The following is a 24,937-nucleotide window of genomic DNA, read 5'->3' as shown; positions in this document are numbered from 1 at the left end:
TTAGACTTCTTGGTTAATCTCAATCAAACCTTATTTAAACACGCTTCCAACAGGCAAAATAAAAGATGCCCAATCAACTGATTGGGCATCTTTGTATCAATTACTTAAGCTTAAAGACGCTCTTCTAGCCAAGTACGTACAGATTTAAGCGCTTCTGGTAGTGCTTCAACGTCTGTACCACCCGCTTGAGCCATATCTGGACGACCGCCGCCTTTACCGCCAACTTGCTCAGCAACCATCTTAACAAGATCGCCCGCTTTTACTTTGCCGATTAGGTCTTTGGTTACACCAGCAATCAAGCCAACTTTACCGTCTGCTACGTTCGCAATCAGGATGATACCGCTACCCACTTGGTTTTTAGCATTATCAACCATAGTACGTAGGTTCTTGTTATCTGCACCTTCAATTGCAGCAACCAAAACTTTAGTACCAGAGATGTCTTCTACTTTGCCCATGATGTTTGCGCTTTCTGCTGCAGCCATCTTTTCTTTAAGCAGTTGGATTTCTTTCTCTAGCGATTTCGCTTTCTTAGCTGATTCAGCCAGTTTCTCTTCGTAAGCGTTCGCTTGAGCTTCTACAGCATCTAGCGCAGCTTCGCCTGTTACCGCTTCGATACGACGAATACCGGCAGCGATACCACCTTCAGAAGTGATCTTGAATAGACCGATATCACCCGTGTTGCTTGCGTGGATACCACCACAAAGTTCAGTAGAGAAATCGCCCATAGATAGAACGCGAACTTCATCATCGTACTTCTCGCCAAACAGTGCCATTGCACCTTTTTGTTTCGCTGACTCGATGTCCATGATGTTGGTTTCAATCACGTGATTCTGACGAACTTGTGCGTTAACCAAGCGCTCTACTTCTTTAAGCTGTTCCGGTGTTACCGCTTCAAGGTTAGAGAAGTCAAAACGTAGGTTGTCTGGCTTAACTAAAGAACCTTTCTGAGCAACGTGCTCACCTAGAACTTCGCGCAGTGCAGAGTGAAGTAAGTGTGTTGCAGAGTGGTTTAGTGAGATAGCAGCACGACGCTCAGCGTCAACCGTTGCTTCTACTTTATCGCCCTTAGCGAATACACCTTCAACTAACTCACCGTGGTGCGCAAATGCGTTACCTAGCTTCTGAGTATCTTGTACTTTGAATAGACCAGATGCTGTTTTTAGCGTACCCGCATCACCACATTGACCACCTGACTCAGCGTAGAATGGCGTCTCTTCAAGGATGATGATTGCTTTGTCGCCCGCCGACAGTGAAGATACTTCTTCGCCGTCAACAAATAGCGCAGAGATTTCACCAGCGCCTTCAGTACCTGTGTAACCACAGAACTCAGTGTTGGTATCTACTTTGATCGTCGCGTTGTAATCAGTGCCGAATTGGCCAGCTTCACGTGCACGCTTACGCTGTGCTTCCATCGCCTTCTCAAAGCCTTCTTCATCGATAGTAAAGTCGCGTTCACGAGCTACATCGTTAGTCAGGTCAGCTGGGAAGCCGTATGTGTCGTAAAGTTTGAAAACTGTTTCGCCGTCAAGCTCTTTGCCTTCAAGTGCATCTAGTGCGTCATTAAGAATAACCATGCCGCGCTCTAGAGTACGACCGAAGTTCTCTTCTTCAATGCGAAGTACTTTTTCAACAAGCTCTTGCTGTTTCTTAAGTTCATCTGCCGCAGAGCCCATCACTTCAGCCAGTACACCCACAAGTTTGTGGAAGAACACGCCTTGTGCGCCAAGCTTGTTACCGTGACGAACTGCACGACGAATAATACGACGTAGAACGTAGCCACGACCTTCGTTTGAAGGCATAACGCCGTCAGCGATTAGGAATGAACAAGAACGGATGTGGTCAGCAATAACGCGTAGCGATTGGTTAGATAGATCGTCATGACCCACAACTTCCGCTGTCGCTTTGATTAGCTTTTGGAATACATCAATTTCGTAGTTAGAGTGAACGCCCTGCATGATTGCAGAAATACGCTCAATACCCATACCAGTATCTACAGCAGGCTTAGGTAGCGGTTCCATTGTGCCGTCAGCGTGACGGTTGAACTGCATGAATACGTTGTTCCAGATCTCGATGAAACGGTCACCATCTTCTTCAGGTGTACCAGGACGGCCGCCCCAGATGTGCTCACCGTGATCGTAGAAGATTTCAGTACATGGACCACAAGGACCTGTGTCACCCATCGTCCAGAAGTTATCAGACTCGAACTGTTTACCGCCTTCTTTATCGCCAATGCGAACGATACGGTCAGCAGGAACACCTACTTTTTTGTTCCAGATATCGAATGCTTCATCATCTGTCTCGTATACTGTTACCAGCAGACGGTCTTTTGGCAGTTGCAGAGTCCCAGTCAGGAATTCCCAAGCAAAACCAATCGCTTCTTCTTTGAAGTAGTCGCCAAAGCTGAAGTTGCCTAGCATTTCGAAGAACGTGTGGTGACGAGCCGTGAAACCTACGTTTTCAAGGTCATTGTGTTTACCACCCGCACGTACACAACGCTGAGCCGTAGTTGCTCGAGTGTAGGCACGCTTTTCAGCGCCTAAGAAGCAATCTTTGAATTGGTTCATACCTGCGTTAGTAAATAGCAGGGTTGGATCGTTATGTGGAACTAACGATGAACTGTCTACGATTTGGTGTTCTTTGCTCTCAAAGAACTTAAGGAACGCGTTGCGAACCTCATCAGTGCTCATGTACATGCAGCTCTTCCTGAAAATAGTCGAGTTAGAATTTTGCCGTATTGTAGATCATGGTTAAGGCTTCGACTAGTTTTCTTGTAGAAAAGACACCCTTGGGCAGGATTTTAGTGGGAATTCGATAAAATGAAGAATATTCCACTATATCTAGCTGTGGAAAAGCAGAACTAAATTGACGACCTAGTACCGAAGAAACTCAGTCAACGAAAGAGAGTTGACCAAATACATGCTCAACGGAACTGCTCCAATAAAAAAGCCCCGCATAAAATATGCGAGGCTTTTAGTTCTTTCAAAGCGGATGCTTCTTTCAAACATCTACTCTATAAAACGTTAGCTTATAGCTCTTCGTTTTCTTCTTTCTCTACGTCTTTTTCTTCAAGAACAGCTGGAGTCAGTAATAACTCACGAAGTTTAGTGTCGATCTCAAGAGCAACTTCTGGGTTTTCACGTAGGTATTTACCAGCGTTAGCTTTACCTTGACCGATCTTGTCGCCCTTGTAGCTGTACCAAGCGCCCGCTTTTTCTACCAGCTTGTTCTTAACACCTAAATCGATAAGCTCACCTTCACGGTTGAAGCCTTTGCCGTATAGGATTTGAGTTTCAGCTTGTTTAAACGGTGCCGCAATCTTGTTCTTAACAACCTTGATACGCGTTTCGTTACCAACAACCTCATCACCATCTTTGATCGCACCAGTACGGCGGATATCAAGACGAACAGATGCGTAGAACTTAAGAGCGTTACCACCCGTTGTTGTTTCTGGATTACCAAACATCACACCAATCTTCATACGGATTTGGTTGATGAAGATAGCCATACAGTTAGACTGCTTTAGGTTACCAGTTAGCTTACGCATCGCTTGAGAAAGCATACGAGCCTGAAGACCCATGTGGCTATCGCCCATTTCGCCTTCGATTTCTGCTTTTGGTGTTAGTGCTGCTACTGAGTCAATAACAAGTACATCGATTGCACCTGAACGAGCCAGTGCATCACAGATTTCTAGCGCTTGCTCACCAGTATCTGGTTGAGAAACAAGAAGCGCATCGATATCAACACCAAGCTTTTGAGCGTAGATAGGGTCTAGTGCGTGTTCCGCATCAACGAAAGCACACGTCTTGCCCACTTTCTGTGCTGCAGCAATAAGCTCAAGCGTTAACGTTGTTTTACCTGATGATTCTGGACCGTAAACTTCTACGATACGTCCCATCGGTAGGCCACCAGCACCTAGTGCAATATCTAGAGATAGAGAACCTGTAGAAATAGTTTCTACGTCCATTGTGCGGTTATCACCAAGACGCATGATAGAACCTTTACCAAATTGCTTTTCAATCTGACCAAGGGCTGCGGCTAACGCTTTTTGTTTATTCTCGTCCATCTCTATCTCCACATAATCGGTTGTCTCAACAAGCGATCTAGAATCTATTTCTAACCCACATAGGGGTGACTAATTGGCTTTCATTATACTGTTGATTCATACAGTGTCTATACCTGTATGAAAATAATTTGTACAAATGTTACTTACCTTCCATTGATAGGTAATCATAAATAACTTGCAGGGCATGGTGCGTGGCTTGTTGGCGTACTTGTGATCTGTCGCCTGTAAATACATGCGTTTCTACTTTATCCCAGCCATTTAGCGCTTTCCACGCGAAGCATACTGTACCAACAGGCTTATCTTCGGTCGCGCCACCTGGCCCGGCAATGCCACTGATCGATACAGAGATGGTTCCATTTGAGTGTTGCAATGCCCCGCTCGCCATTTCTATGACGACAGGCTCACTCACAGCGCCAAACTCAATCAAGGTTTTAAGCTGCACACCTATCATCTCTTGTTTGGCTTCATTGCTATAAGTAACAAAAGCGCGATCAAACCACCCCGAACTGCCCGCAATATCGGTGACTGCACTCGCGACACCTCCGCCAGTGCAAGATTCAGCCGTCACTAACACTTGTTTGTGTTTAGCGAGTAAATGTCCAAGCTGTTCACTAAGGTCTTGAGTCATCTGCATCATCAGCTTCCCTTTATTTACTGTCATATCATTTGGATTTGCATCTTTTCGCATCAGCCGCTTTTCGCACGAAACGCTTTCACGTATCCTAAGCCGCAATAGAAATAAACGAAAGAAGTTAACTGTGAAAGCCGATCAAAAACATACTCCCATGATGCAGCAGTACCTAAAACTGAAAGCAGAAAACCCAGAAATTCTGCTGTTCTACCGCATGGGCGATTTCTACGAGCTTTTCTACGATGACGCTAAAAAAGCTTCTCAACTCCTCGACATTTCACTGACTAAGCGTGGTTCATCAAATGGTGAACCGATTCCAATGGCGGGTGTTCCATACCATGCCGTTGAAGGATACTTAGCAAAGTTAGTGCAACTTGGTGAATCCGTAGCAATTTGTGAACAGATTGGTAATCCAGCACTTTCAAAAGGCCCTGTTGAGCGTGCGGTCGTGCGTATCGTGACACCGGGTACCGTAACCGACGAAGCCCTGCTTTCTGAGCGAGTCGACAACTTAATCGCCGCGATTTACCACCACAACGGCAAGTTTGGTTACGCGACACTTGATATTACCTCCGGTCGATTCCAACTTTGCGAGCCAGAAACCGAAGAATCGATGACTGCTGAGCTTCAGAGAACCTCTCCGCGTGAACTGCTGTTCCCTGAAGATTTCGAGCCAGTAAATTTAATGGCAAGCCGTAATGGTAACCGCCGTCGTCCAGTCTGGGAATTTGAATTAGATACTGCTAAGCAGCAATTGAATAAACAGTTTGGCACTCGCGATCTGGTTGGCTTTGGTGTAGAAGGCGCGAAACTTGGCTTGTGTGCGGCTGGTTGTTTGATCCAATACGTAAAAGACACTCAACGTACTGCTCTTCCACATATCCGTTCTTTAACGATGGATAAACAAGATCACTCAGTGATCCTTGATGCAGCGACTCGCCGCAATCTAGAAATCACTCAAAACCTTGCCGGTGGCACAGACAACACTCTTGCTGAAGTGCTTGATCACACCGCAACCGCGATGGGTAGTCGTATGCTTAAGCGTTGGTTACATCAACCAATGCGCAATATCTCTGCACTTGATCTACGCCTAGATGCGATTGGTGAAATGAAAGATTTGGCTCTCTTTACAGAGCTACAGCCGACCTTGAAACAGATTGGTGATATCGAGCGTATTCTTGCTCGTCTTGCACTTCGTTCTGCTCGTCCTCGTGATATGGCGCGACTTCGCCAAGCAATGGAGTATTTACCAGAGCTTGCTGAAACGCTAACGCAACTTAAGCACCCGTACCTAACTCAGCTTGCTCAATATGCCTCTCCTGTCGATGAGGTTTCTGAACTGCTTGAACGTGCAATCAAAGAGAACCCACCGGTGGTTATCCGTGACGGTGGTGTGATTGCCGAAGGCTATAATGCCGAGTTAGACGAATGGCGCGACCTTGCAGCAGGCGCAACCGAATTCCTTGATAAGCTTGAGCAAGAAGAGCGCGAGCGTCATGGCATCGACACGCTTAAAGTTGGCTACAACAACGTACACGGTTTCTTCATCCAAGTGAGCCGAGGGCAGAGTCACCTTGTACCGCCACACTATGTTCGACGCCAAACGCTGAAGAACGCTGAGCGCTATATCATTCCTGAACTGAAAGAACATGAAGACAAAGTGCTTAACTCTAAGTCGAAAGCACTCGCTATCGAGAAACAGCTGTGGGAAGAGTTATTTGACTTACTACTGCCGTATCTAGAGCGCCTACAAAATATCGCCTCTTCAGTATCTCAGCTTGATGTTCTACAGAACTTGGCTGAACGTGCAGATACGCTTGATTACTGCCGTCCAACCATGACTGAATCAGCCGGTGTGCAGATCCAAGCAGGTCGTCACCCTGTTGTTGAACAAGTGATGGAGGAACCTTTCATTGCTAACCCTATCGACCTTAACGACCAGCGTAAAATGCTGATCATCACAGGTCCAAACATGGGTGGTAAATCGACCTACATGCGCCAGACAGCACTCATCGCATTGATGGCTCACATCGGTTGTTATGTTCCTGCAGAAAGCGCGACCATAGGCTCTATCGATCGTATCTTTACTCGTATTGGCGCATCGGATGATCTCGCTTCTGGTCGTTCAACCTTCATGGTTGAGATGACAGAAACCGCCAATATCCTGCACAACGCGACACCAAATAGCCTTGTGTTAATGGACGAAATTGGTCGTGGCACCAGTACTTACGATGGTCTGTCACTAGCTTGGGCAAGTGCAGAATGGCTAGCCAATCAAATCAACGCGATGACACTGTTTGCAACGCATTACTTTGAGCTAACCGAGTTACCAAACCAACTTCCAACTCTAGCAAACGTACACCTAGATGCGGTTGAGCACGGCGACAGCATTGCCTTTATGCACGCGGTTCAAGAAGGTGCAGCAAGTAAATCTTACGGCCTAGCGGTTGCAGGGTTGGCTGGTGTACCAAAAGCCGTGATCAAGAACGCTCGCGCGAAGCTAACACAGCTCGAAGCATTGAGTATTGAGTCTCCGACATCTAAGCCAAGTGGCGTTGATATCGCAAACCAACTGAGCCTGATCCCAGAGCCAAGTGAAGTGGAGCAAGCATTGGCGAATGTTGATCCTGATGATCTAACCCCTCGCCAAGCATTAGAAGAGCTTTACCGCTTGAAGAAGCTGCTTTAGTTTCTTACCAAGTAGCTTGTTATTGCCGTTTGTGATTTTGATTAGACGGCATGAAATACCATAGCCACAAACAAAAAAAACGCTGACTTTAAGTCAGCGTTTTTATTTGTCTTCGATTTAGAGAAGCATCATCCGTTCAATTAGTCGTTTTCAACGTTGAACAGGTTTTCCATGTTCAGACCTTGCTTAATCAGAATCTCACGTAAACGGCGAAGACCTTCTACTTGGATTTGACGAACTCGCTCACGAGTCAGGCTGATTTCACGGCCAACTTCTTCTAGCGTGGACGGTTCATAACCTAATAGTCCAAATCGACGTGCAAGCACCTCTTTCTGCTTTGGATTCAGTTCATCAAGCCAGAATATCAGTGAGTTCTTGATATCGCTATCCTGAGTTGAAACCTCAGGATCTGAATTGTTGATGTCTGGAATAATATCCAACAGAGCTTTCTCACCGTCACCACCAATTGGCGTATCTACAGAGCTCACTCGTTCGTTTAGACGAAGCATCTTGCTCACATCAGCAACCGGCTTATCTAGCTTAGAAGCAATTTCTTCTGCCGTTGGTTCGTGGTCAAGCTTTTGTGATAGTTCTCTTGCTGTGCGTAGGTAGATGTTCAGCTCTTTCACAACATGGATTGGCAAACGGATCGTGCGAGTCTGATTCATCAACGCACGTTCAATGGTTTGACGAATCCACCATGTTGCGTAAGTTGAAAAGCGGAAGCCACGCTCTGGGTCAAACTTCTCTACGGCGCGAATCAAACCTAGGTTGCCTTCTTCGATTAGATCGAGAAGTGCAAGGCCGCGGTTGCTATAACGACGAGAAATTTTTACCACTAAACGCAGGTTGCTTTCGATCATGCGTTTACGTGCTGCTTCATCACCGCGTAGAGCTCGACGTGCGTAAAGCACTTCTTCTTCAGCGGTTAGTAGTGGTGAGAAACCAATTTCGCCTAAGTAGAGTTGTGTGGCATCTAAACTTTTAGACGTAACTTCAACTTCTTCTTTCGCCTCGGTTTTCTTAGTGACTGTTCGTTTTGCTTTTCCAAGAGCTTCCGGTTCCGTGGTTGCTTGGTTAAGATCGAACTCTTCTTTGGTTACTGCATTGCTTATACTCATAACGCCTCCCCCTGGCGAAATTAGCATGACATTACAACTTCATATGTCGCTAAATGACTATGTCACTCCATACAATACGTAATTTTCGCATATTGTATTTAAGGTAAATATCGTTTTGGATTAACGGATTTACCTTGGTAACGAATCTCAAAGTGCAGCCTAACACTGCTGGCTCCAGAGCTTCCCATTGTTGCAATCTTCTGCCCTGATTTCACACTTTGCCCTTCAGATACTAATAGTCGGTCGTTATGCGCGTATGCACTTAAGTAATTATCATTGTGCTTCACAATCACTAGATTGCCGTAGCCTCGTAATGCATTACCCGAATAAACAACCGTTCCCCCTGCAGTAGATACTATTGGCTGACCTCGCTGTCCTGCTATGTCTATGCCTTTATTTCCTTGTTCGCCTACAGAGAAATTCTTGATTACTCTCCCTTTAGTTGGCCATAACCATTTGGATACTTTATCACTTGTTGGTTTGGTGGACGGTGTAACATTCTGTTTACCTTTAGAACCAACATACTCCTTTGATTTGGATTGTTCAACCTTCTTTGGTGGATCTTTTTTCACCACTTTGGTGGTAGTTTGAGCTGGCGCAGGTTTAGAGCTTTTGCTCTTTTGTGGGGTGGTTTTAGGTTTACTTGCCGCAGATGACGTTGTGGATGCCGCAACAGGCGCAGCAACTGCTGCAACCGCGACGGTTGATTTACCATACGCTGGCGCGTTGTAGCTCGGACGCCACAACTTAAGCTTCTGCCCCGGGTGGATAGTATAAGGAGCCGATAGTTTGTTGTAACTGATAAGGTCTTTAACATCTTTATTGGTTACATATGCGATGAAATAAAGCGTATCGCCTTTTTTCACTTCATAGTAACTGCCACGATAACTACCACGATCAATCGATGAGTAGTTCTTGTTTAGGCTTGAAACCGGCGCAGGCGAATTCGCTGCACACCCAATAAGGGCACAGCTAAGCAGTAAAGTACTTCCTTTAAACAACTTCGAACGCATCGACTCTCTATCCACCTACACCATTAGTCTTTTATTAAGCTAGCTCACCAGGAACAAGAGGTACAAATCTCACCATCTCGATAACACTCGATAAAAACTCATCACCGTGGCGAACAATTTTCAATAGTTGCTGTTCGTCATCTCCGACTGGAATCAGTAAACGACCACCATCTCTCAGTTGCTGCAGAAGTGCTTGAGGAATCGACTCAGCAGCTGCGGTGACAATAATCGCATCAAAAGGCGCTTTTGAAGACCAGCCTTGCCAGCCATCACCATGCTTGGTTGAAATATTGTAGAAATCGAGCTGCTTCAACCTACGCTTAGCATCCCATTGTAGCGACTTTATTCTTTCAACCGAGTAAACATGGTCAACAAGTTGAGCCAATACAGCGGTTTGGTAACCTGAACCCGTTCCGATCTCCAAAACACGACTACCTTGCTGTAATTCAAGTAGCTCCGTCATTTTAGCAACAATGTATGGCTGTGAGATGGTCTGCCCCTGCCCGATCGGTAACGCATTATTATCATAAGCTTGGTGATACATAGCCTGAGACAAAAAACTCTCTCTCGGCAGTTGGTAGATCGCATCAAGAACCTTTTGATCTTGGATACCATTTTCAATCAGAAAAGTAATTAAGCGTTCTGCTTGTGGGTTACTCACTTACTTCTCCTCTAACCATGTAGACATTGCACCCAACGACTCATGCGCCGTCAGATCAACTTGTAACGGTGTTACCGACACAAAGCCATGCTCGATAGCGTAAAAATCGGTACCTTCGCCCGCATCTTGCTCTTTGCCCGGAGGGCCTAGCCAATAGATATCATGACCACGCGGATCTTTTTGTTTAATCATATCTTCAGCGTGATGACGAGCACCAAGACGCGTCACCTGAGTACCAGACAGTTGTTCTAAGGCTAAATCAGGAACGTTCACGTTCAACAAGCGATTGGTCGGGATTGGGTTTGCTAAATGTTGTTCGACAATACGACGAGCAATCGCTGCCGCTGTCTTAAAATGTTTTTTCCCCACCAGAGAAAACGCTACCGATTGAACGCCTAGAAAATGCCCTTCCATTGCTGCAGCCACCGTGCCTGAATAAAGCACGTCATCGCCAAGGTTAGCACCGTGATTAATGCCCGTTAATACCAGATCAGGCATGTCATTTTTTAGCAGTTCGTTTAACGCAAAATGCACACAATCGGTCGGTGTTCCTTGTACCGAGTAGATATTTTCAGCAATCTCTTGAACACGTAGAGGCTGTTCTAAAGTTAATGAATTTGACGCACCCGAGCGATTACGATCAGGGGCAACCATGATAACTTCAGCAAGATCACGTAGCTCATTTGCAAGCTCATGAATACCTTGAGCGTGCACACCATCATCGTTGCTGAGTAAAATCTTCATCTTGTATCCTTTCTTTTGTTCCAATGCTAAGCCAAGCCACTTAAATTCCAATTCAAGTGACCCAGGCTCCAAGCTGAATCGTTACTGTTCGTAGGTTCTCTCTACGTGTACTTCTTCAACCAACTCACGAACGATAGCAGTTGCGAAACAACCTGCGTCTAGCGAGAACTTAAGAGTGACGTTATCTTCGTTCACTTCCCAAGATAAATCGGTTGGTTTTAACGATGCTTCACGACGGTCATGGCGCATGCGGTTACCGCGAATCAGGGCCATTAGGTCAGGTTCAGAATCAAGATGTTTTTGCTCTAACGCTTGAGACTCATCAGTCGTTGGTAAGGCGTTATCACCAGCCAACGCAACAGTCATTAATGCAGAGCCATTCACGATGTCTTGGCTTATCTCTTCGATATTGTCAGCCGTTACCGTTAGTTGAGCGCCGTCTTTCATGACAATATCGCCAACCAATGCCGATGCAAACGCATCTTGCTCAATACGGTCTGACAGGATCAAGTTATAAATCCATGAGCGAGCCGCAGAAAGGTACAAGCTGCGCTTATTTTGGTTACGAGTACGAACGTTATCACGGCCCCAACGACGAGCTTCAGATAAGTTATTACCTTCATTACCAAAACGCTGAGCACCGAAGTAATTCGGCACGCCGACTTGAGCGACTTTTTCCAAACGCTTTACGACATCATCACAGTCTGTTACTTCAGACAAAGTTAACTCGAATTGGTTGCCAACTAAATCACCCGGACGTAACTTTTTGTTGTGTCGTGCTGTCGCCAAGATCTCAATGCTTGGGTACTGTGCTAAGAAAGCTGAAAAGTCAGGCTCACCTTTAGGTAGGTGCACACTCAACCACTGCTGAGTAACGGCGTGACGGTCTTTTAAACCAGCCCAGCTCACGTCTTTCGACTTAACACCGCAAGCTTTAGCCAGCTCGTTTGCTACGAAACTCGTGTTTTCACCAGTTTTACGAATACGAACCATTAGGTGCTCGCCTTCACCAGTAAACTCAAAACCCAAGTCTTCATTAACGACAAAGTGTTCGGCTTTTGCTTTTAGTTTTGCTTTCGCAGTTGGTTTACCGTTTAGATAAGCCAATGAAGATAAAATATCTGACATGCTGTTCTTTTCGTGTTGGTGCTTACGCACTTTTAGTAATTAGGACCACCGCTTCACATGCGATGCCCTCTTTGCGACCTGTAAAGCCTAAACGCTCAGTGGTCGTCGCTTTTACATTCACATTGCTAATGCTGGTTTCTAGGTCTTGAGCAATAGCTTGGCACATAGAGTCTATATGTGGCGCCATTTTTGGAGATTGCGCCATGATAGTAATATCGGCATTGCCAATCACGTAACCTTGTTCTTTTACTCGACGATACACATCTTTCAGTAGCTCGCGGCTATCCGCGCCTTTCCATTCATCATCAGTGTCAGGGAAATGACGACCAATATCACCCGCAGCAATCGCACCTAATAGAGCGTCACACAACGCATGAAGGGCAACATCACCGTCTGAATGTGCAATAAGACCTTGCTCGTAAGGGATGCTAACCCCACCAATAATTACCGGGCCTTCACCACCAAACTTATGTACATCAAAGCCATGGCCAATACGAATCATCATTATTCCTTATTCTGACTTAAATAAAACTCAGCAAGCGCTAAATCTTCAGGCTGAGTAATCTTAAAATTATCTGAACGCCCTGCCACTAAAGCAGGTGATAAACCTTTCCATTCAAAGGCTGAGGCTTCATCAGTAATTGAAACGCCTTGTTGCAGCGCCTCACTTAATGCATTCCACAGAGGCTTTGCTCTGAACATTTGTGGCGTAAGTGCGTGCCATAAATCGGCTCGCTCAACGGTATGCTCGATCTGCCCTTGAGCACCTCGCTTCATCGTGTCACGAACTGGAGCCGCTAAAATAGCGCCTACATCATGGCTCATCGCGCCTGAAATTAGCTTGTCGATATCGCTCAGTTGAACACAAGGCCTTGCAGCATCATGGACCATCACCCAATCACCAAGTTGTTGTTCAGCAATGTAATCTAAAGCAGAGAGCACGGAGTCTGCTCTTTCGCTTCCACCAGAGACTCTGATCACTTGTGGGTTCTGGTTAAGGGCTAGCTCTGGGTAGTATGGGTCAGCATCACTGATAGCAACGACAATTTGAGCGACTTGCGGGTGAGACAGTAATTTCTCAACGGTGTGCTCTAAAATCGTTTTGCCATGAATCTTGAGGTATTGCTTAGGGCGATCTGCCTTCATTCGGCTACCAACGCCCGCTGCCGGTACAACGGCAATCACGCTTTGAAGTTGAGTCGACATTAATGGGATTCCTCACCAATGATGCGATAAAACGTTTCGCCTTCTTTGACCATTCCAAGTTCATGACGTGCACGCTCTTCTATCGCGTCTAAGCCTTGGCGTAGATCGTCGATTTCAGCAAACATCTCGGCGTTGCGAACATGCAGTTTTTCGTTTACTTGTTGTTGAACTTGGATTTCGTTGTTCACACCGTAGTAATCAGAGATACCATTTTTACCGAGCCACAGTGTGTGTTGTAGCCAGCCAAACACTATGAGCAGTACTAAAGCAAAAATTCGCATAACACCTTTCGCCGGTTGAAAAAGAAGGAACTAGAATAAGGCACATATATACCATAATGAGCTTATTGGTGCGAGATATGTGGTGTCATGGAATTAATTAGTCGGGGAATTATTGTCGTTAGGAACCTGTGATGAGATTCCCTACTCCCTCCTTCGTCAGTCTAGGGAATGACGAACTTTATATGTAACAGGAGGAGCTTTAGAACCTAGAGGTTCTTTACTCCACCTTTCTGCAGACAAAAAAATGCCCCGCATAAGCGAGGCATTCAAAAGCATTAGTGCATAATTCTAACTAGTTGGTGCTGTAGCAAGGCAACAAAGAAGATTCAGCTATGGAGCATAGTTTCCTATGTGACTTAGTGAATCTTCTGCAGTTAACGTAGCTACAGTGCCAAATAGGACGAATTATTGACCTTTAACTTCTTTAAGACCGTTGAAAGGAGCTTTAGAACCTAGAGCTTCTTCGATACGGATAAGTTGGTTGTACTTAGCAACACGGTCTGAACGGCTCATAGAACCAGTTTTGATTTGACCTGCAGCTGTACCTACCGCTAGATCAGCGATAGTTGCATCTTCAGTTTCGCCAGAACGGTGAGAGATTACAGCTGTGTAACCTGCGTCTTTAGCCATCTTGATTGCAGCTAGAGTCTCTGTTAGAGAGCCGATTTGGTTGAACTTGATAAGGATAGAGTTAGCTACGCCTTTCTCGATACCTTCAGCAAGAATCTTAGTGTTTGTAACGAATAGATCGTCACCAACGATTTGAAGTTTGTTGCCTAGAAGTTCAGTTTGGTGCTTGAAGCCATCCCAATCTGACTCGTCAAGACCGTCTTCAATAGAAACGATTGGGAAGTTGTTCGCTAGCTCAGCTAGGTAGTGGTTGAACTCTTCAGAAGTGAAAGTTTTACCTTCGCCCTTCATGTTGTAGATGCCAGCTTCTTTGTCAAAGAACTCAGATGCTGCACAGTCCATAGCAAGAGTAACGTCTTTACCTAGTTCGTAACCAGCAGCTGCAACAGCTTCTGCGATAACTTCTAGAGCTTCAGCGTTAGACTTAAGGTTAGGAGCGAAACCACCTTCATCACCAACTGCAGTGCTGTAGCCTTTAGACTTAAGAACTTTAGCTAGGTTGTGGAATACTTCAGCGCCGATACGTAGACCTTCTTTAAGAGTTTTAGCGCCAACTGGTTGGATCATGAACTCTTGGATGTCAACGTTGTTATCTGCGTGCTCACCACCGTTGATGATGTTCATCATTGGTAGAGGCATAGAGAACTGACCAGCAGTACCGTTTAGCTCAGCAATGTGCTCGTATAGAGGCATGCCTTTCGCAGCAGCAGCAGCTTTTGCGTTAGCTAGAGATACAGCTAGGATAGCGTTCGCGCCGAACTTAGACTTGTTATCAGTACCGTCTAGGTCAAGCATGATTTGGTCAACGTCAGCTTGTGCTTTAGCGTCAGTACCAACTAGAGCTTCAGCGATTGGGCCGTTTACAGCTTCAATAGCTTTAAGAACACCTTTACCTAGGAAACGTGATTTGTCGCCGTCACGTAGCTCAAGAGCTTCGCGAGAACCAGTAGATGCGCCAGATGGAGCAGCAGCCATACCTACGAAACCGCCTTCTAGGTGTACTTCAGCTTCTACAGTTGGGTTACCACGTGAATCGATGATTTCACGACCTAGAACTTTAACGATCTTAGACATTGAATGTTTCCTTCTCGTTGAATATATAAATGTCAAATTTAAAGGTAGCAGCACAACTTACGCAGCTACCTGTATTCCTTTTTACTTTTCTAACTCGCCGCGCTGGAACTCACCAGCCGCTTTAACGAAACCTGCAAACAATGGGTGACCATCGCGAGGTGTTGAAGTGAACTCTGGGTGGAATTGAGCAGCAACGAACCATGGGTGGTTCGGGTTCTCAATAACTTCAACCAGTTTCTTGTCCGCAGATAGACCCGATACTTTTAGGCCCGCTTTTTCGATTTGTGGACGAAGATTGTTGTTCACTTCGTAACGGTGACGGTGACGTTCATGGATCGTCGCGCTACCGTATAATTCGTATGCTTTCGTCCCTTTCGCTAGGTGACAAAGCTGTGAACCAAGACGCATTGTGCCGCCTAGGTCAGATGATTCTGTACGCTCTTCAACTTTACCTTCGCCATCAGTCCATTCAGTGATAAGACCAACAACTGGGTACTTAGTTTCAGTACAGAATTCAGAAGAGTGTGCCCCTTCCATTTTCGCAACGTTACGAGCGTACTCGATAAGTGCTACTTGCATACCTAGACAGATACCTAAGTACGGTACTTTGTTTTCACGAGCGTATTGAGCAGCAAGAATCTTACCTTCAACACCACGATCACCAAAGCCACCAGGAACTAGGATTGCATCTAGGCCTTCTAAAACTTCTACGCCACGAGACTCAACGTCTTGTGAATCTACGTATTTAATATTAACGCTTAGGCGATTTTTCAAGCCCGCGTGTTTTAGCGCTTCATTTACTGATTTGTATGCGTCTGGTAGTTCAATGTACTTACCAACCATACCAATCGTCACTTCACCCGTTGGGTTAGCTTCTTCGTAAATTACTTGTTCCCATTCAGACAGATCTGCCTCTGGAGCTGTGATGCCGAAACGCTTACATACAAGTTCATCAGTGCCTTGAGCTTTAATAAGCTGAGGGATCTTGTAGATAGAGTCAACATCGCGCATAGAAATAACTGCATTTTCTTGCACATTACAGAACAGAGCGATTTTCTTACGCTCGTTCGAAGGAATGTTGCGGTCTGAACGACAAACTAGAATGTCTGGCTGAATACCAATAGACAGTAGCTCTTTTACAGAGTGTTGCGTTGGCTTAGTTTTCACTTCGCCCGCAGCTGCTAGGTATGGCACTAGAGTAAGGTGCATGAACATTGCGCGTTCACGGCCCAGTTCTACTGCTAACTGACGAATCGCTTCCATGAATGGTAGAGATTCGATATCACCAACCGTACCACCAACTTCAACGATCGCGATATCATGGCCAGCTGCGCCAGAAATAACACGCTCTTTGATAGAGTTAGTGATGTGTGGGATAACCTGAATTGTTGCACCTAGGTAATCACCGCGACGCTCTTTAGCGAGTACGTCTGAGTAAACACGACCTGCAGTGAAGTTGTTACGCTTAGTCATCTTGGTGCGAATGAATCGCTCATAGTGACCAAGGTCAAGGTCAGTTTCAGCGCCATCTTCCGTAACGAACACTTCACCGTGCTGAGTCGGGCTCATAGTGCCTGGATCAACGTTGATGTAAGGGTCAAGCTTCATCATAGTCACTTTAAGACCACGAGCTTCTAAAATAGCCGCAAGAGATGCTGCAGCAATACCTTTACCTAGAGAGGATACAACCCCGCCAGTAACAAAAATGTAATTTGTCGTCATGTTTAACCTGAAATTGGTTGAATGAGGGAAATGGACTACTTCTGGACGGGATGAAAATATACCAGAAGCCCCTTATCGCCACAACGTGAAATCTATCACACTGCTATTTTTTATTTTTTGCTTCAAATCAATTCATGATAAAAGCTTTGGTTATCTTTTCTCCGCCACTTTGACTTCATCCCACATGGAATCAAGCTGTTGTAGTGAAAAGTCGGTCAAAATTTTATCTTGCTGACGAACTTTTTGTTCCACTCCTTTAAAGCGACGTGAGAATTTCAGATTGGCTTTATTGAGAGCCGACTCTGGATTTTTACCCAAATGTCGCACCAAATTAACCGTTGCAAACAGCAAATCACCCAACTCTTCTTCAACCAAATCTTCATTTGGCGTCACTTGAAGTGCTTCTTCCAGCACCTCATCGACTTCCTCTAAAACCTTATTCGCCACTGGGCCAATGGAGTCCCAATCAAAGCCATATTTTGCTACCTGCTTTTGAATCTTTGTAGCACGAGAAAGTGCAGGTAGAGAGTTTGGTATTGAGTCTAGAATACTTTCTTGAGTTTTGCCTGCTTGTGCTTTTTCTTTGGCTTTTTCAGCTTCCCAGTTGGCATTAATTTCTTCATCGCTCGCAAACTCGGTATCAGAGAACACATGCGGATGGCGACGCGTTAGCTTCTCGTTAATGCCTTCGACCACATCAGAAAACTCGAAAAGCCCCTTTTCTTTTGCCAATTGGCTGTAGAAAATCACCTGAAACAACAGATCGCCCAACTCTTCTTGTAGGTTTTGCCAATCTTTATTGTGAATTGCATCCACCACTTCGTACGTCTCTTCGATAGTATGCGGGACAATTGTTTCAAAATTTTGTTTTAAATCCCAAGGACAGCCACCTTCTGGATCGCGCAGCTTAGTCATAATCTGTTCAAGTTGTTCAATCGGGTGATTCATCGCTTTCTTCCTATTCACTGTCTTTGATTTTTTAAATTTATAACGTCTTCTAAAACTAAAAAAGGTGAGCAGCCAAAACCACTCACCTTTGTTGATACTGTCTAATTATCTAAATTACGCATCTTTCACTAAGCAGTTGTTACTTTAACAAGGCAACAAGCTTTCGCGATTCCTGAGCATAGCTCGCCTATGTGATGGAACAAGAAAGCGCAGTTAACGCAGTAAAAGTGACTAATGCAACATGAAAGTTAGCCTAGGCGTTTAACCGACATGACATCTTTGATTTGCTCTACTCGGCTTGTCACTCGACTCAGAATCTCAATATTGGTCACTTCCAAATCGAAATCCATTACTGATAGCTGACGTTTGTAGTCGATACGGCTCTTCATTGTGGTCACACTGATCTTCTCATTCGAGAACAGTGAGGTGATATCTTTTAACAAACCATTACGCTCTAGAGCCTCAACACGCAACGTTAGGATGTATGAACCGACAAAACCATTGCCCCAAACGGTATCAATGATACGTTCTGGCGCATGCACGCTTAACTCACCTAGTTGTTCACAGTCAGCACGGTGAACCGAGATACCGCGCCCTTGAGTGATGTAACCTTTAATCACATCACCAGGGATTGGCTGACAGCAACGTGCCAGGTGCGTCATTAGGTTATCAACACCTTCTACAACTACTGCGTCTTTCTTAGGTCGACTTTGTTGCGCAGGCTTATTTTCCGACTCAAGCAGTTTCTCTAGCGCTTTCTTGTCTTCCTCTTCCGCCGTAGGTTTGTTCACCAACGCATTGATGTGATTAACCACTTGGTTGATACGCAAGTCGCCACTACCGATACCCGCATAAAGCTCGTCCGGTGTGTTAACGTTAAAGCGTCTTAGCGCGTATTGGTCGGCATCTTTTAGGGTTGCACCTACTTTCGCTAATTCAACCTCAAGGATGTCACGCCCCGCTTCGAGGTTCTTCTCACGGCTTTGTGCTCGGAACCAAGCATTGATTTTTGCACGAGCACGACCAGAGTGAACGAATCCTGTGGTTGGGTTCAACCAATCACGTGATGGGTTCGGTTCTTTCTGAGTGATGATTTCAACCTGATCACCCATCGATAGCTTGTGAGTAAATGGTACGATACGCCCTGCTACTTTGGCACCAATACAGCGGTGTCCAACCATAGAGTGGATGTGGTATGCGAAGTCCAGTGGAGTTGCACCCATCGGTAAATCGACCACGTCACCGCGCGGTGTAAAGGCGTATACGCGATCATCGAATACTTGGCTACGCACTTCATCCAGCATCTCGCCAGAGTCTGACATCTCTTCTTGCCAATCGATAAGTTTACGCAACCAAGTGATTTTCTCGTCGTAGCCACTGCGTCCGCTTGAAGCACCTTCTTTGTACTTCCAGTGCGCCGCTACACCCAGCTCCGAATCTTCATGCATCTGCTTGGTACGAATTTGAATCTCAATGGTCTTGCCTTCAGGGCCGAGAACCACGGTGTGAATCGACTGGTAACCATTGGGCTTAGGATTTGCCACATAGTCATCAAATTCACTTGGTAGGTGTTTGTATTTAGTGTGAACCACACCTAGGGCTGCATAGCAGTCTTGAAGCTGGTCTGCGATGATACGCACTGCTCGTACGTCAAAAAGCTCATCGAAGTCCAAGCTTTTCTTCTGCATCTTACGCCAGATACTGTAGATGTGTTTTGGTCGACCGCTGACTTCAGCATTAATGCTTGAACGGTTCATTTCCGCCGTTAAGTCGTCAACGAAATCGGTGATGTATTGTTCGCGAACGATACGACGCTCAGATAGCTGTTTCGCAATTTGCTTGTAGGTATCTGGCTGTTGGTAGCGGAATGCGTAATCTTCAATTTCCCACTTAAGCTGACCAATACCTAAACGGTTAGCAAGCGGAGCGTAGATGTTAGAACACTCTTTTGCTGCCGCACGGCGCACAGCATCAGGCGCTTTTTTTACTTCAATAAGGTTACAGATTCGCTCAGCAAGCTTAATGACTACGCAACGGAAATCATCCACCATCGCCAATAGCATGCGACGAACGTTATCAACTTGACCCGAGGCAGCGCTGCCTTCAAGAGTCACGTTTAATTGGCCTAAGGCAGCCATCTCTTCAACGCCATCAATCAACTTTACGGTTTCTTTACCATAGCTTTCTTCAAACGCTTCGCGCTCAAAAACGCCGCTTGAGACGACGGGGAAAAGTTGTGCAGCAATTAAAGTGGCACGGTCCATAGACAACGTAACCAAGATTTCGATCATCTCGCGGCCACGCCAAAGCAAGAGCGACGCTTGCTCGTGATCTTTTAATAGCTCTTCACAGTGACGATAAACTTTGATCAGTTTATTCGAGGTTTTTGCGTCTTGATTTAGTGACGCAATCCAACTTTCTAGCTCAAACTGTTCGCTTGGGTTTAAATGTGCGCTTCGTACCGCAACCATCATGCCTTCCTAGTTATTATGTTTTATACCCAATTCAATATGACTAACTGATTCCAAGTTAGTTCGACCATATTGATATCAGCGCAGGTTTCCCCGCGCCTTTGTGATTCATTTTTAAGCCTTATTTAAGGGCCTCTAAGCCTTGATAAAGAGAGCCATCGATTCTAGATGACTGGTGTGTGGGAACATGTCCAACATACCCAGCTTGGCTAATTGATAGCCTTGTTTTTCTAAGCTCTCAGAATCTCTAGCTAGAGTAGCAGGATTACACGAAACATAAACCACACGCTTCGCTCCTAACGCTGAAATTTGATCAACGATCCCACTCGCTCCCGCACGTGCAGGGTCAAGCAATACTTTATCGAATTTCTCTTTTGCCCATGGCTGTGAAGACAAATCTTCTTCAAGGTTAGCTTGGTAAAATTCCGTATTGCTTAACTGATTTAACGCCGCATTAGATGTGGCTTGCTGAACCATTTCATCAACGCCTTCCACACCGACCACAAACGCTGACTGTTGTGCGATAGGCAAACTGAAATTACCTAGACCACAAAACAGGTCTAGCACTCGCTCATTTGCTTGAGGCTCTAGCCACTCAATCGCTTGAGCCACCATCTGCTGGTTCACTTTCTGGTTTACTTGGATAAAGTGGTTTGGCTCGAACGGTAAAGTCACGCCAGTTTCGCTATAGGTTGGCGCATCACCAACCAAACGAACCAATTTATCGGTTTCAGGCATCGAGTACAGCGTGGCGTCTTCTTCTTTCGCTAACGCAATCAGCGCTTGCTCATCTTTTTCAACCAAAGGCTTGAGGTGACGCAACACCATAACCGGACCAGTATCGCCCAACACCAATTCAACGTGTCCTAAAGACGTAAGGTTGCTGAAAGTGTTGAGTAAATTTTTCAGTTTTGGCAGTAATACATTAAGGCGAGGATCAAGCACGGCACAGTCGGTGATGTTTTCAATCTGCTTACTCTGCTTCTTACGGAAACCGAACTGAAGCTTCTGTGTTTTCTTATCAACAAATAGGCTAATGCGCGCGCGACGACGATAACCGGTTTCATCACCAACAATTGGTTGTGCAACTTCAGTATTAGTCGTTTGGTATTGGCTCATCAGGTGCGTCAGAGATTGCGATTTATGCTCAACCTGAGATGAGTAACCAAGGTGTTGAAGGTGACAGCCACCACACTGATTAAAGTGCTTACAAAACGGCTTTAATCGCTGCTCGCTCGGCTTCAATAACTTGATGAGCTTAGCTCTCGAAAACTTACTTTTGCTCTCAGTAAGTTGAATAACCACTTGCTCACCGGGCAATACTCCATCAATGAAAACCGGTTTATTCTTTTGATAAGCGATGCCAGCGCCATTGTGATCCATTCGTTCAACCAAAACCGATTGATGCTTGGTCTCGAGTTGAGTTTTCTTTTTTGGTTGGAAAAAACGTGCCATTGCTTGTGCCTAATGTATCTTTTAATAAGTAATTGGTATCCAGGACTCACTATTATGTCTTGGAATCATTGTCGAACGTCACGGCTTTGATTAAGCTTACCGTTCACTTAACCGCCATTGTGTGCGTTATTTTCCCATATCCAGACCTCGATGTAATTAAAGAACATGACCAGATATGGCTTAAGAGCCCGTGTAATTACCTTAACTCTAGCTCCAACCCTAATTATTGGGTTGCTATTGAGTGCATTTTTCTCATTTAACCGCTATCAAGACCTTGAAGGCCAAGTGGTTAACACTGGCACTAGCATCATTGAGCCACTTGCGATTGCGAGTGAGTCAGGCATGAAGCTCGAAAGTCGAGAGTCTGTTCGTCAGCTAATTAGCTATGCACATCGAAAGAATTCTAAGCTGGTGCGCAGTATCGCGGTGTTTGATGAACGCCATGAGTTGTTTGTAACCTCAAACTTCCATCCCGATTTTGAAAGCCTCACCTATCCCAAAGATAAACCGATTCCTCATTTAAGCTCATCGAATCTGCTCGATAACACGCTGATCCTGCGGACGCCTATTATCGCTGAAGGCCAATACATCAACTCAGCCAACGGTCAGTCTCAAGCCAACCAAGCGATTGGCTATATTGCTATTGAGTTAGACCTATCTTCACTTCGATTGCAGCAATATCAAGAAGTGTTCTCTGCCTTCTTAGTATTGATTCTCGGGCTTGGTTTATCGGGCGTGTTTGCGTTCCGCTTAATGCACGATGTAACCCAACCGATCACACACATGAAAAATATGGTCGACCGAATTCGTCGTGGTCACTTAGATGTGCGTATCGAAGGTAAAATGCATGGTGAGCTAGATTCACTGAAAAACGGTATCAATGCGATGGCGGTATCGTTGTCAGAATATCACGTCGAGATGCAGCACAGTATTGACCAAGCCACATCAGACTTGCGAGAAACGTTAGAGCAGTTAGAGATTCAAAACGTCGAGTTAGACATCGCGAAGAAACGAGCCCAAGAAGCGGCTCGTGTTAAATCTGAATTCTTAGCGAATATGTCTCACGAGCTGAGAACCCCGCTCAACGGTGTGATTGGCTTTACTCGTCAAATGCTCAAGACTCATCTATCGAACAGTCAAACCGATTACCTGCAAACCATTGAACGCTCGGCAAACAACCTGCTTAGCATCATCAACGATATCCTGGATTTCTCGAAACTCGAAGCGGGTAAACTGGCTCTAGAAAACATTCCATTTGAGTTCCAAGCTAGCCTTGAAGAGGTGGTAAACCTTCAAGCAACCAACGCTCATGAGAAAGGCCTAGAGCTAACGCTTAAGATCGATCCAAAAGTGCCGCCGGGCGTGGTAGGCGATCCACTTCGTATTCAACAGATTTTGACTAACCTAGTCGGCAACTCAATCAAGTTTACCGAGCGCGGCAACATTGATATCAGCGTAGAGCTTCGTTCACAAAGCGAAGACAACATCGAGCTGCAATTCATGGTTCGAGATACCGGCATTGGTATTTCTGAGCGCCAGCAAGCTCAGCTGTTCCAAGCCTTCAGCCAAGCCGATGCAAGTATCTCTCGTCGTTATGGTGGTACAGGCTTAGGTCTGGTTATCACCCAAAAACTGGTCAGCCAAATGGGCGGAGAGATCAGCCTAACCAGTCGTCTTCACCAAGGCTCAACCTTCTGGTTCACCTTGCGACTATCAACGACTGATATGCCAATGACCGAGCTGATTGAGACGCAGTGTCTGCAAGACAAACAGCTACTGCTCATCGAGCCAAACATGCAAGCAGCTTCGATTACTCAGCAAATCCTAACCCAAGAAGGCTTAGTGGTAACGTATCGCTCGGTGATGCCAGACGAGACGACCTCGTATGACTACGTACTGTTGAACCTTGCCGCCAACCAAGAGTATCAATTTGATACCGTGAGTGGTTGGGCGATCGGTGCGAAAAAGATTGCTCAAAACGTGATTATTGGTACACCAAGTACCGAACTCGCATTGGGTGAGCAACTAATGAAAGAGGTCGATGTTCAGTGCATCACTAAGCCTCTTTCTCGTAAGAAACTGCTGCAAACTCTGGTATCGAATCAAGCACCAACCTTGATTGCACCAGCGATTGAAACGCACTCAGAAGAGAAACTTCCGCTTACGGTATTGGCAGTCGACGACAACCCAGCAAACCTTAAGCTAATCACCGCACTGCTCAAAGAGCGTGTAGAAACCGTCATCAGTTGTACTAGTGGTCAGCAGGCAATCGACAAAGCAACAGAGACACCATTTGATATCATCTTCATGGATATTCAAATGCCACAAATGGACGGTGTGACCGCTTGCCAGAACATCAAAAAACTGGCGAACAATGCGAACACACCTGTGATTGCTGTGACCGCGCACGCAATGATTGGCGAACGTGACCGACTGCTTGAAGCGGGTATGGATGACTACCTGACTAAGCCTATTGAGGAGCATGTTTTACAACAGGTTCTGATTCATTGGAGTCCAACCTCTGAGGTTGAGCACATCGAAAAAATAGATCCAGACCACCCAGCTGTCTCTGCTGAAGTCGATAACAGTCCAGTATCAGAAACTGAAGCCAGCGTGCATAAAAACATCATCATTGATTGGCAAGCTGCGCTGAAGCAAGCCGCCAATAAAGAAGACCTCGCACGTGATATGCTGCAAATGCTTGTAGACTTTATCCCAGAGGTTTATGAGGCCGCCGACAAAGCGATAGAAGACAGTGATTACCCCGTTGAAGAGCTGATACACATCATCCACAAGATGCATGGCAGCAGCTCGTACAGCGGCGTACCAAGGCTAAAATCAGTCTGTGCGACGATAGAGAAAGAGCTGCGTTCAGGTACATCTGTTGAAGACATTGAACCGGAGCTTTTCGAGCTTCAGGATGAATTAGATAAAGTTCAAGCAACCGCGATTCATTATTTAAAATCGGCTAAGACATAACGAGCACTCGTTACTCACCAATACTCGTTAGACGGTTTACCCACCAATAAAAAAGCAGAGCTCATGAGCTCTGCTTTTTCTGTCTAGAACCAAGAGCACTAGATATAATACCAATCACAGT

At 45.6% G+C, this 24,937-nt stretch carries 18 protein-coding genes; 2 read left to right on the top strand and 16 right to left on the bottom strand.

The genetic code is table 11. The annotated features are described in order from the left end of the window. Nucleotides 1-110 precede the first annotated feature (110 nt). The 3 genes from alaS to pncC all read right to left on the bottom strand — a co-directional run bounded on the left by alaS (nt 111) and on the right by pncC (nt 4,697). Nucleotides 111-2,693, bottom strand: a complete 2,583-nt coding sequence (gene alaS / locus BCT34_RS08150) for an alanine--tRNA ligase (RefSeq protein WP_076653080.1) — start codon at nt 2,691-2,693, stop codon at nt 111-113. A gap of 332 nt (nt 2,694-3,025) precedes the next feature. Further along, nucleotides 3,026-4,063: a recombinase RecA gene (recA, locus tag BCT34_RS08145; RefSeq protein WP_076653077.1), complete on the bottom strand. Its 1,038-nt coding sequence runs from the start codon at nt 4,061-4,063 to the stop codon at nt 3,026-3,028. Nucleotides 4,064-4,202: 139 nt separating this feature from the next. Further along, nucleotides 4,203-4,697 carry a nicotinamide-nucleotide amidase gene (gene pncC / locus BCT34_RS08140; protein ID WP_061018846.1) on the bottom strand — a complete coding sequence of 165 codons (495 nt, stop codon included), beginning with the start codon at nt 4,695-4,697 and terminating at the stop codon, nt 4,203-4,205. 124 nt (nt 4,698-4,821) lie between these two features. Between pncC and mutS the strand changes: the two genes are divergently transcribed. Beyond that, entirely contained in the window at nt 4,822-7,383 is a 2,562-nt protein-coding gene (gene mutS, locus BCT34_RS08135) for a DNA mismatch repair protein MutS (protein WP_102300463.1), read from the top strand. Nucleotides 7,384-7,523: 140 nt separating this feature from the next. Here the strand turns inward: mutS and rpoS are convergent, their stop codons facing one another. From rpoS to rlmD, 13 genes are all read right to left on the bottom strand, one after another. Further along, on the bottom strand, nt 7,524-8,504 hold the full coding sequence (rpoS, locus tag BCT34_RS08130; RefSeq protein WP_076655929.1) for an RNA polymerase sigma factor RpoS: 981 nt from the start codon (nt 8,502-8,504) through the stop codon (nt 7,524-7,526). Nucleotides 8,505-8,602: 98 nt separating this feature from the next. Beyond that, nucleotides 8,603-9,517 carry a murein hydrolase activator NlpD gene (gene nlpD / locus BCT34_RS08125; protein WP_076655926.1) on the bottom strand — a complete coding sequence of 305 codons (915 nt, stop codon included), beginning with the start codon at nt 9,515-9,517 and terminating at the stop codon, nt 8,603-8,605. A gap of 34 nt (nt 9,518-9,551) precedes the next feature. After that, nucleotides 9,552-10,178: a protein-L-isoaspartate(D-aspartate) O-methyltransferase gene (locus BCT34_RS08120; RefSeq protein WP_076655923.1), complete on the bottom strand. Its 627-nt coding sequence runs from the start codon at nt 10,176-10,178 to the stop codon at nt 9,552-9,554. After that, nucleotides 10,179-10,922 (bottom strand): 5'/3'-nucleotidase SurE, encoded by a 744-nt coding sequence (surE, locus tag BCT34_RS08115; protein ID WP_076655970.1) that lies wholly within the window; start codon nt 10,920-10,922, stop codon nt 10,179-10,181. 81 nt (nt 10,923-11,003) lie between these two features. Continuing rightward, nucleotides 11,004-12,050, bottom strand: a complete 1,047-nt coding sequence (gene truD / locus BCT34_RS08110) for a tRNA pseudouridine(13) synthase TruD (RefSeq protein WP_076655920.1) — start codon at nt 12,048-12,050, stop codon at nt 11,004-11,006. A 22-nt stretch (nt 12,051-12,072) separates the two neighbouring features. Beyond that, nucleotides 12,073-12,552, bottom strand: a complete 480-nt coding sequence (gene ispF, locus BCT34_RS08105; RefSeq protein ID WP_076655917.1) for a 2-C-methyl-D-erythritol 2,4-cyclodiphosphate synthase — start codon at nt 12,550-12,552, stop codon at nt 12,073-12,075. A gap of 2 nt (nt 12,553-12,554) precedes the next feature. After that, nucleotides 12,555-13,256: a 2-C-methyl-D-erythritol 4-phosphate cytidylyltransferase gene (gene ispD, locus BCT34_RS08100; protein WP_076655914.1), complete on the bottom strand. Its 702-nt coding sequence runs from the start codon at nt 13,254-13,256 to the stop codon at nt 12,555-12,557. Next, complete coding sequence (ftsB, locus tag BCT34_RS08095) at nt 13,256-13,537, bottom strand: cell division protein FtsB (RefSeq protein WP_017633218.1); 282 nt, start codon at nt 13,535-13,537, stop codon at nt 13,256-13,258. The genes ispD and ftsB overlap by 1 nt, the downstream gene beginning before the upstream one ends. 405 nt (nt 13,538-13,942) lie before the next feature. Further along, on the bottom strand, nt 13,943-15,241 hold the full coding sequence (eno, locus tag BCT34_RS08090; protein WP_076655911.1) for a phosphopyruvate hydratase: 1,299 nt from the start codon (nt 15,239-15,241) through the stop codon (nt 13,943-13,945). Between the two features lie 81 nt (nt 15,242-15,322). Then, nucleotides 15,323-16,963: a CTP synthase gene (locus BCT34_RS08085; RefSeq protein WP_017629586.1), complete on the bottom strand. Its 1,641-nt coding sequence runs from the start codon at nt 16,961-16,963 to the stop codon at nt 15,323-15,325. A gap of 150 nt (nt 16,964-17,113) precedes the next feature. Continuing rightward, nucleotides 17,114-17,911: a nucleoside triphosphate pyrophosphohydrolase gene (gene mazG, locus BCT34_RS08080; protein WP_076655908.1), complete on the bottom strand. Its 798-nt coding sequence runs from the start codon at nt 17,909-17,911 to the stop codon at nt 17,114-17,116. A 248-nt stretch (nt 17,912-18,159) separates the two neighbouring features. After that, on the bottom strand, nt 18,160-20,382 hold the full coding sequence (gene relA, locus BCT34_RS08075) for a GTP diphosphokinase (protein ID WP_076655905.1): 2,223 nt from the start codon (nt 20,380-20,382) through the stop codon (nt 18,160-18,162). A gap of 135 nt (nt 20,383-20,517) precedes the next feature. After that, nucleotides 20,518-21,837: a 23S rRNA (uracil(1939)-C(5))-methyltransferase RlmD gene (gene rlmD / locus BCT34_RS08070; protein ID WP_076655903.1), complete on the bottom strand. Its 1,320-nt coding sequence runs from the start codon at nt 21,835-21,837 to the stop codon at nt 20,518-20,520. A gap of 165 nt (nt 21,838-22,002) precedes the next feature. Between rlmD and barA the strand changes: the two genes are divergently transcribed. Next, nucleotides 22,003-24,816, top strand: coding sequence for a two-component sensor histidine kinase BarA (gene barA, locus BCT34_RS08060; RefSeq protein WP_076655896.1), 2,814 nt, complete (start codon nt 22,003-22,005; stop codon nt 24,814-24,816). The last annotated feature ends 121 nt before the right edge of the window (nt 24,817-24,937 follow it).

Source organism: Vibrio sp. 10N.261.45.E2, from assembly GCF_002875705.1.
Taxonomy (GTDB): Bacteria; Pseudomonadota; Gammaproteobacteria; order Enterobacterales; family Vibrionaceae; genus Vibrio.
Note: the sequence above shows the minus strand (reverse complement) of the source record. Positions and strands in the feature narration are given on the sequence as shown.